This window comes from Stieleria sp. (genome assembly GCF_041595215.1).
Classification (GTDB): Bacteria; Planctomycetota; Planctomycetia; order Pirellulales; family Pirellulaceae; genus Stieleria; species Stieleria magnilauensis.
This window is the reverse complement of the sequence record NZ_JBFHKV010000177.1, coordinates 1-10,378: the sequence shown is the minus strand read 5'-3', so window position 1 is coordinate 10,378 and position 10,378 is coordinate 1. Positions and strand designations below refer to the sequence as shown.

At 59.6% G+C, this 10,378-nt stretch carries 5 protein-coding genes; all 5 read left to right on the top strand.

Annotated features, from left to right (window positions below):
• Positions 1-398: 398 nt before the first annotated feature.
• The 5 genes from cimA to ABX749_RS09310 all read left to right on the top strand — a co-directional run bounded on the left by cimA (position 399) and on the right by ABX749_RS09310 (position 10,263).
• Positions 399-1,994 carry a citramalate synthase gene (gene cimA, locus ABX749_RS09330; protein WP_145208928.1) on the top strand — a complete coding sequence of 532 codons (1,596 nt, stop codon included), beginning with the start codon at positions 399-401 and terminating at the stop codon, positions 1,992-1,994.
• A gap of 8 nt (positions 1,995-2,002) precedes the next feature.
• Complete coding sequence (locus tag ABX749_RS09325) at positions 2,003-5,101, top strand: valine--tRNA ligase (protein ID WP_372895735.1); 3,099 nt, start codon at positions 2,003-2,005, stop codon at positions 5,099-5,101.
• A gap of 71 nt (positions 5,102-5,172) precedes the next feature.
• Positions 5,173-5,442, top strand: coding sequence for a hypothetical protein (locus ABX749_RS09320; RefSeq protein WP_145208933.1), 270 nt, complete (start codon positions 5,173-5,175; stop codon positions 5,440-5,442).
• Positions 5,443-6,370: 928 nt separating this feature from the next.
• Positions 6,371-7,672, top strand: coding sequence for a DUF1501 domain-containing protein (locus tag ABX749_RS09315; RefSeq protein ID WP_145208935.1), 1,302 nt, complete (start codon positions 6,371-6,373; stop codon positions 7,670-7,672).
• A gap of 143 nt (positions 7,673-7,815) precedes the next feature.
• Complete coding sequence (locus ABX749_RS09310; protein WP_372895734.1) at positions 7,816-10,263, top strand: pre-peptidase C-terminal domain-containing protein; 2,448 nt, start codon at positions 7,816-7,818, stop codon at positions 10,261-10,263.
• Positions 10,264-10,378 lie beyond the last annotated feature (115 nt).

Here is a 10,378-nt window from a genome sequence, read left to right as displayed (position 1 = left end):
GTCCTCTGCAGTCGGCATCTTGGCAGAGGACTCGTCGCCTCGTCCACTACCCGAAACTCGAGCTGAGATAGACGACTAGCCCACCCCGGTCGGGACGCGTCCGCGATTGACGGATGATCGGTGACGCCGTATTCTCTCGATTCTTAGGTGAATTCAAGACATCGATTCCGCTTCCTCACAACGATCATTTAATCCACGACGATCACTGTGCTAATTCAACCTGTCATTATTTGCCGCGTCCCTGGCACTGTTTGCCAGCGATGACGCGGGGGACCGATCGGCTTCGTCGCCGGCACGTTGTGCCCGCCGAGTGAGCCGTTCAAGCACAGCCTTTGGAAGAAACTTTGACCCCCGTGGCGTTCCAGCTCCGGGGGTTTTTTCGTAATGAAAAACGAACCATGACTTCAAAACCGATCCAAATCTACGACACTACGCTGCGGGACGGATCCCAGGGCGAAGGCGTCAGTTTTTCCCTCAACGATAAACTGCAGATCGCGCTGCGATTGGCCGAAACGGGCGTCGATTTTATCGAGGGCGGCTATCCGCTGAGCAACGAAAAAGACGTCGCATTTTTCCAGGAAATCCAAGAGCACGACTTGGGCGACACCCAGGTCTGTGCGTTCGGCATGACCCGTCGTCGCGGGGTCGAAGCCGCCGAAGACCCCGGAATGAAAGCACTCGTCGCGGCCCGCACGCCGGTGATCACCGTGGTCGGAAAAACCTGGGATTACCACGCCACCGAAGTCCTACGCGTCTCGCTGGAAGAAAACCTGGCGATGATCGGCGAAAGCGTCCAGTTTTTGGCCGGACATGCCGCGGTCATCTACGACGCCGAACACTTCTTTGACGGCTATCGCGCCAACCCCGAGTATGCCCTCCAAACGCTGCGGGCAGCCGCCAGCGGCGGAGCGACGGTGATGTCGCTGTGTGACACCAACGGCGGTTCGCTGCCGGAGCAAATCGCCGAAATCACCAGCGCCGCGATCGACTCGCTGCGTGATTACCCGGGCGTGACCTTCGGAATTCATTGCCACAACGACAGCGAGCTTGCCGTGGCCAATTCGCTGGCCGCCGTCGACGTCGGTGCGACCCAGGTGCAAGGGACGATCAACGGCATCGGAGAACGCTGCGGCAATGCCGACCTGATCTCCGTGATGGCCAATTTGGCGCTGAAGAAAAAAGGCTACTCCGTGCTGGGCGGCCGCAGCCTGCAACCGCTGACCGAATTGAGCCGGTTCGTGTACGAGACCGCCAACTTGCAGTGGCGCGGCGGGCAACCGTTCGTCGGCCAGAGCGCCTTCGCCCACAAAGGCGGCATGCACGTCCACGCGATCAACAAGGCCGCCTCGACGTATGAGCACATCGACCCCACGCTGGTCGGCAACGAACGGCGGATCTTGGTCAGCGAACTGTCCGGCCGCAGCAACATCGTCGCCGTGGCGAACAAGCACAGCATCGAAGACGACCGCGAAGTTCAAGACAAAATCCTGGCCGAAGTCGTGCGGCTGGAAAACCAAGGGTTTCAATTCGAGAACGCCGGCGGCTCGTTCGATTTGCTGATCAAACGCGTGCTCGGAACGTTCACCCCACACTTCAGCCCGATCAAGTACCGCGTCGTCGCCGGCGAAACCTCCGCCGACGAAAAAGACGTCTACGCCGAAGCGATCCTGAAAATCCGCGTCGGCGACCAGGACTGCTTCAACGCCGCCGAAGGGCACGGCCCGGTCAACGCACTCGACACCGCACTCCGCGAAACCCTGCTGCCGTCCTATCCCCAACTGCGGGACATGCGTTTGGTCGATTACAAAGTACGCGTGGTCGACAACGGCGCCGGCACCGCGGCCAGCACCCGCGTCAACATCGAAAGTGCCGATCACCACGAATCCTGGGGGACGATCGGCGTCAGCGACAACATCATCGAAGCAAGTTTTCAGGCGTTGATCGATTCCGTCGAATACAAATTGCACAAAGAAAACGTTACACCGGCAACATAAGCACAAACATGATTCCAAACCGATTTGATCATGGCACCGCCGCAGGCGAAATCAGTGCCAAATGGGATGAAGCAGGTTGCAACCACGCCGAGATCAATCCCGACAAGAAACCCTACACCATCGTGATCCCGCCGCCCAACGTGACCGGCGCGCTTCACCTCGGTCACGGGCTCAACAACACGCTGCAAGACATCTTGATCCGCACCAAGCGGATGCAAGGGTTCGAAACACTTTGGATGCCCGGCACCGACCATGCCGGCATCGCCACCCAAGCGGTCGTCGAACGGCGGTTGAAAGAACAGGAAAACCTGTCGCGGCACGACATCGGACGCGACGCCTTGGTCAAACGCATCTGGGATTGGAAAGACCAATACGAAAAGCGGATCCTGGGCCAACTCAAACGCATGGGATGCAGCTGCGATTGGCGTCGCTTGCGGTTCACACTGGATCCGATGTGCGGCGCCGCGGTGCGTGCCACGTTCTTTGATCTGTTCCACAAGGATCTGATTTATCGCGGCAAACGCCTGGTCAACTGGGACACGTTCCTGCAAACCGCCGTCAGCAATGATGAAGTGGAAAACGTGACCAAGAAAGGTCATTTCTATCACTTCCGCTACCCGGTGATCGATCCCAAACCCGGCGAACCGGATCACGTGGTGATTGCGACGACCCGCCCGGAAACCATGCTCGGCGACACCGCCGTCGCGGTGCACCCCGACCCGGCGCAAACGTTCGACAAATTGGAAGCCGAGCTCCGCGAAAAACTCGCCGGCGCGACCGCCAAAGAAAAGCCGGACGTGCAAAATCAACTCGACGCCCTGCTCGAGCGCCGCAAGACGATGCTGCCGAAGCTGGAGCAACTGCGCGACATGGCCGTCGATGGCCGCTGTTTGATGCTGCCGCTGGCCGAACGCAAGATCCCGCTGGTCGCCGACGTGTGGGCCAAACCGGAACTGGGCTCGGGCTGCGTCAAAATCACGCCGGCCCACGACCCGAATGACTACGAAGTCGGAAAGCGGCAATCGCTGCCGATGCTGAACATCCTGAATCCCGACGGCACGCTCAACGGTTTGGTCCCCGCCTATGAAGGCCTGACGATCGCCGAAGCCCGCAAACAGGTCGTCGCGGATTTGGACGAAGCCGGATTGCTGGGCGACATCGAGGATCGCGACATCGAAATGCCGCTGTCGGACCGTAGCAAGACGGCGATCGAGCCGTATTTGGCGGACCAGTGGTTCGTCAAAATGGACCACCTGGCCCAGTCGGCGATGGATGCCGTCAGTGATGATCGCGTCCGCATCTATCCGACCCGCTACCGCAAGGGCTACCTCGATTGGCTCGGCGAAAAACGCGATTGGCCGGTCAGCCGTCAACTTTGGTGGGGACACCGGATTCCGATTTGGTCGGCGTCCTTTGCGACCAAAGCCGAGGCCGGTACCGTCGCCGAGCAAGCCGCGGCGCTGGGCGGCGAGCAACTGATCGCGACGAAAATCCAGGCCGACGATGAAGACGATTCGGCGACTTCCTACAGCGTGTTCGTCTGCCTGCGCGACGAAGAGTCACCGCTGGAAGCGAAAGTCGAGGCGCTCGGGCTGGAGCGTGACCCCGATGTGCTGGATACCTGGTTCTCCTCGGCACTATGGCCCCACAGCACACTCGGCTGGCCGCAACAAACCAAAGAACTGGACTACTTTTACCCCACGTCCACGCTCTGCACGTCGCGAGACATCATCACGTTGTGGGTCGCGCGGATGGTGTTGATGAGTCTAAACAACCTGAACGAAATTCCGTTCGACGAAGTCTTTATCCATCCAACGATCCTGGACGGAAACGGCGAACGGATGAGCAAGAGCAAAGGCAACGGTGTGGACCCGATCGATGTGATCGACAAATTTGGTCCCGACTCGCTGCGGTTCGGTTTGGCTCGACTGGCAACCGAAACGCAAGACGTTCGCATGCCCGTGCAGTACGAGTGCCCGCATTGCGAAAAGCTGATCGATCAAACGAAAAAGAATCGGGTTGCAAAAACCGTTCCGTGCCCCGAGTGCAAGAAAACCTTTGCGACGCAGTGGGCCGAATCCGAAGCCGACCTGGCACACCCCAAAGCCGCCGTCGTCAGCGAGAAGTTTGAGACCAGCCGCAACTTTGTCAACAAACTGTGGAATGCCGCCCGGTTCGTGTTGATGAACCTGGAAGGCTACACGCCGGAGACGATCGACGTAGCCACCCTGCCGGTGGAAGACCGCTGGTTGCTCAGTCGCTTGGCAACGGTCACACAACAGGTGACCGAGGGCATCGATCAATTTAAATTCGCCGACGTGTCGCGAATCCTGTACGACTTTGCCTGGCACGAGTTCTGCAGCTTTTACGTCGAAATCGCCAAACCACGTCTTGCCGACCCGTCTCAACGCGCCGTGACCCAAAACGTGATCGCGCATGGGCTCGATACGCTGCTGCGATTGTTGCATCCGATCATGCCGTTCGTGACCGAATCGATCTGGGGCTTCCTCGGCGAATTGGCTCCCGAGCGTGGCCTGACGCCGGTCAAGGTGTCCCAGTTTGCCATGAAAGCAGACTGGCCCCAAGCCAACCGCGACCATTTCGATGAGACGATCGAACGGCAATTCACCGAGTTCCAAAACATCGTCGGTGCGATTCGCCAGATCCGCGCCAGCAGCAACATCCCGCCGCGTGAAACGGTCCCCGCCGCCATCCGCTGCAGCGAATCGAGCCGCAAACTGCTCGAGCCGATGAAGCCGTACTTCGGGGCGCTGGCCGGTGCCGACGTGCTGGAGATTGGCCCTGCGGCCGAAGCGTTTGAAACCGATGCCCCGCTGGCGATTCCGGCCATCGACGTCGAAGTGCACGTCGACTTGGAAAAATTCATCGACGTGGAAGCGGAACTCACGCGCCTGGAAAAACTGCTCAGTCAATTGCTGAAACAAATCACCGGCAAAGAGTCCAAGCTGTCGAACGAGAATTTCGTCTCACGCGCCCCGGCGGAAGTCGTTGAGAAGGAGCGAGCAACCCTCGACGACCTGCTCAACCAACGCCAGTCGGTCGAAGGTGACATCAACAAACTCAAGGAGAAGGTCTCATCAAACTGAATCACGCCCCCGAATTTGATTCAGGCCACAGCGAGCGGGTGGAGTTTGTCCGCCACACGATCCGAGTCGCCATGAAGGACCCCGCGTTGTGCAAAGCGGGACACGTCACTGCCGAAGGCGTTTGTCGGGTCTTGCTGGAATTGGCCGTCGACCACTTCGCCGAATCGGGCCGCGAAGAGCTGATGGCTTGGGAGTTCGGCTCCAGCCAACAGCTCGGCGAGTTCGTCCATCAATTGGCCGAACAGGGATCGATCGAATTGGCCCCAGCCGATCAGCTGGAACACTTCCACGGCTGGTACGACTTGGGGCAATCCCCCGAGACGTGGAAATTGCAGTGGTAACGAACGCCGCTCGCGACCGTCCGGTGGCGGCGTCGAAAGCGCGTTGACAGACCGGAGCGCTCGCGCCCTGCCGCTAAATCGACAAGGTGTCAAAGGAGAGCGGCAGCGAACCGAGGATCCCGGAGGGATGCCAGCGAGTAGCCGGAGGTCAGCGCAGCGCCACCTCCGGGAAGCACGCCTCAAACTCCCCTCGACCCCGGACGGGGTCGCAGCGAATCCATGTATTTCCCGCGTTTTACGAGGTGTTAGCGGAACGGCGCGAGCCGTCCGGTCTCGGCGTGACGCATGCCTGACGGACCGGAGGGCTCGCGCCCTGCCGCTAAAAAATGCTTCACAGCGTTGCTCGGACGGGGTCGCGTCGGGCGGGGGACCGGATACCCGGAGGTATCGCTTCGCTCACCTCCGGCTACTGGCTTTGACCCCGTCGGGGTCATGGCACCTGTTAGCGACAGCTACAACATACCTGCGTTGCCTACCGGACTAACGACACCGAGCACCGCCCAAAACCAGCCCCAATAGACCGCACCGGCACCACCCACCAGCTAGTGTAATTTGACTCCATTGGCGGTTACCGCTACGCTAGCGCGAACCTTAGGAGGATTACGTCCGCAATCCGGAAAGGATAATTTTTCCGGTTACGTGATTTTCTAGGGTTCATCCGGTCGATAGACTCGTTGTCGTTCAGATAGTATTCGTTTGTGCAAGCATGCGACGAATTGTCTGGACACCACACCCACCCCCACAGCATCACGACGAAAGCATTCGGCGTTGATCGCTGTCCCCGCCTACCAAAACACTTCAGCGAGATCGGATGCTCCGATTCTGCTTGAAACGTGAAACCAATGCGATGCGTCACCGACGCATTGGATCGGCCGCATTTCAAGCCGCTGATAGTCACCCACCCATCACTGATTCATGGAGTCGTTCGATGCGTTGCGAAGGAAACCCATTTAGCCGTCGCGGATTCTTGGCCGCTGGTGCTCTCGGAGGGATCGGGCTCTCGTTGCCCGAGTTGCTGATGCGTCAGGCGATGGCCGAGCAAAAGCACTATGATTTTGTCGAAGCCAAAGCGAAGAGCGTGATCCACGTTTATTTGCCTGGTGGAATGGCCCAACAGGAATCATTCGACCCCAAACCGTACAGCCCGTTGGAATACCGCGGCGAGATGCGGACGATCAAAACGAACACGGGTGAAGTGTTCGGCGAAGCGGTGCCGCAGTTGGCCAAACGGGCCGACAAGTTCAGCGTGATCCGCTCGATGACCCACGGTGAAGCGGCCCACGAGCGGGGCACCCACAACATGTTCACCGGGTACAAGCCCAGCCCGGCGCTGCGTTACCCGTCGTTCGGCGCGGTCGTCAGCCACGAATACGGACCGCGAAACAACCTGCCTCCGTACGTGTGCATCCCGAACGTTCCCAATGAATTCGCCGGGACCGGTTATCTGCCGAGCAGCTACGGCGGATTCGCACTCGGCTCGGATCCGGCCCAAAGCGGATTCAAGGTCCGCGATTTGGACTTGGCCGGCGGAGTCGATGCCGACCGATTCATGCGACGCAAAGAAGCGTTGGCAGCGGTCAACAAACAATTTGTTTCGGCGACGGCAGCGGATAACGTGGGAGCGATGAACACGTTCTACGAGCGAGCCTACAGCCTGCTGGACACGCCCGCGGCCAAAGAAGCATTCGACATCGACAAAGAAGACGCCAAGGTTCGCGACCGCTATGGCCGTAACCAAGCTGGACAGCGTTTGCTGATGGCCCGTCGTCTGGTCGAAGCCGGCACACGGTTGGTCACGCTGACCTACGGTGGCTGGGACATGCACAGCAACATCACCAACGGCTTCAAGAGTCAAATGCCCGCACTCGACACGGCATTGGCAGCCCTGTTCGACGACCTGACCGATCGCGGCATGATGGACGAGACCTTGGTGATGGTCAGCAGCGAATTCGGCCGAACCCCCAAGATCAACAACGACGCGGGCCGTGACCACTGGCCCAAGGTGTTCAGTGTCTTGATGGCTGGCGGCGGGATCAAGGGCGGCATGATCTACGGTGCCTCTGATTCGACCGCAGCCGAACCAGAAGACAACCCCGTCTCACCGGCCGACTTGGCCACCACGATGTACCGCTTGCTCGGCATCGTTGCGGACAAAGAATTGATGGCGCCCGGTGATCGACCGATCGAAATCGTCGACGGCGGAAAGCTGATCGAACCCTTGATGGTTTAAACGAAAACACGCTTGCGACGCGTGGCGAGAGTTTCCAGCTTGCGCCACGCGTCTGAAAGCGAACGTGACCATTGCCATTGCCACCAAACGCTTGAAAGATCGGGCGTTCGAATCCTGCCTGTTCCACAATCGTTTACGAATCGATGATGAAACAACAAACAGCTCTCCGGCCGCACGCTGCGGCATGGGTGGGCGCGTTCCTGATCGGAACGATGCTGATCCAAAACGCATCCGCGACACTCCCTGTCGTCACCAGCTTGGAACCGCGCGGCGTCGTCCGCGGTGAAGAATCGGTCGTCACCTTCAAAGGCACACGCCTGAGTGACGCCTCCGAAGTCCTCTGCGACTTGCCCGGCATCGAGATCTTGGAAGTCAAAGCGGTCAGCAACAGTGCGACGGAAGTCAAACTTCGCGCAGCTGCGGACCTGACGCCGGGCTTGTATCCGATCCGGTTGGTCACCAAGAGCGGGATTGCCAACCTTCGCCTGCTGGGCGTCGGTGCGATGCCCGTCGTTGCCGAAGTCGAACCGAACAACGATTTCGCCGCACCGCAGGTGATCGAGTTGAATTCGACGATCGACGGCGTGGTCAAACGCGAAGACATCGACCACTACCAGGTCGAGTTGAAAGCCGGCCAGACGCTGAACGTCGAAATCGAAGGCATTCGAATCGCCAACTCACTGCGTAACCAAAACATCCTCGATCCCTACATCGCGATCCTGGATGAAGGCCGATTCGAAGTCGCCTCCAGTGACGACTCCTCGCTGTTCCAACAGGACGGTTTGTGTAGCTTCACCGCTCCCGCCGACGGCAAGTATTCCATCCTGGTCCGCGATAGTTCTTTCCTGGGCAGCGATCTGGGTGGATACCGGCTTCATGTCGGCACCTACCCGCGACCGGTCGCCGTCATCCCGGCCGGCGGCCCACCGTCGACCGTTTTGGATGCCAAGTTGATCCTGTCCGACGGCAGCGAACGGTCTGCCAAGATTCCGCTTCCCAGCGAAAACTATGCGCAATGGGGCGTGACGACCGAAGACGAAAATGGAGTCACCCCGTCGCCGAACTGGATTCGCGTCAACGAGCTGCCCGTCGCGATGGAACAAGAACCCAATGATGATCGCCGATCCGCTCCCGTGGTTCCGGTTCCCGGTGCCTATTGTGGTGTGATCGAGAAACCCGAGGACTACGATTGCTTCACCTTTGAAGCCAAAAAGGGCACCAAGTACCGCGTCGAAGTGTTTGCCCGAGACGTCCTGCGTTCACCCTTGGACGCCGTGCTGAACGTGTTCGATCCGAAACACGCGACGATCACGTCCAGCGACGACAGCCGCGGAAAGATTGATCCGTTCCTCGAATTTGATGCCAAGGTCGATGGCAAACACACCGTTCGAGTTTATGACCACCTTCGTGGCGGCGGACCGACCTACACCTATCGGATCGAAGTCAGCACGCCGACGCCGGCGGTCAACCTGTCGCTCAAGGAACTCCGCCGTGACGAGGCTCATGTCGTCGCGGTTCCGATCGGCGGAAGCGTCGGCATGGTCGTCTCGGCCGCCCGCGACCGATACAACGGCGAAGTCAACCTGTCCTTCGAAGGACTTCCCAAAGGCGTCACGGCGACGACGTTCCCGATGCCGGCCGGACGCCCCGAGGTCCCGGTCTTGCTGACCGCGGCCCCGGACGCCACGCACAACGCCTCGCTGTACACGATCTTTGCCAAAGGCGACGACAAGAACCCGTTGGTCGGCGGCAAGCTTTCGCAACACCACAAACTGGTGCTGGGACAAAACCGCCGCGAGATGTGGGGATACGATACCGAACGCGCCGCGATGGCCGTGACCGATGAAGTTCCCTTCACCATCGAAGTCGTCCAACCGAAGACGCCGATCGTGCGGAGCGGAAGCAAGAACCTGAAGGTACGGATTAACAAGAAAGAAGGCTTCGACGACGCCGTCTCCATCCGCACGCTCTACAACCCGCCGGGTATCTCGATCAACAACAGTCGCTCGATCGCCAAGGGCAAAACCGAAGTCGACATTCCAATCACCGCCAACACCGGTGCCGGAATCGGAACCTGGCCGATCATCTTCGTGGCCTCCTACAACACCAAAACGGGTCCCGCCCAAACGGCCACGCCACCGATCATGTTGGAAGTGGAAAACTCGATCTTCAAGTACACGTTCCCCAAGTCGGCCGGCGAACTGGGAACCGAAGTCAGCGTTACGATTCCGATCGAAATCCTGCGTGAATACCCTGGGGAAGCCGAGGTGGAACTGGTCGGAATCCCGGCCGGTGTGACCAGCCCCGCCGCCACCCAGCCGGTCACCCCGGAATCGGAAAGTGTGACGTTCCCGCTGGTCATCGACGCGAAGGCCAAGGTCGGCACCCACCGGACACTCAATTGCATCGCCCGCGTCAAAGTCGGTGACGAAACGATCGTCCAGACCAACGGTTCAGGTGAGCTGCGGATCGATAAACCACTGCCGCCGAAAGTCGATGCCCCAAAACCGGCCGCTCCGAAACCGGCCGCCAAAGCACCCGCCAAGCCCAAGCCGCTCAGCCGCCTGGAACAGCTTCGGCAAAAGAAATAAACCAGCGACGAGGGCACCCGCCGCATCCGCGGGTGCTTTCGTTTTGACACCATCACAGTTTTGGTTCCGAATGGTCCACGCCATTCGGTGACTCACCTCGACGGAACCCCGGTTC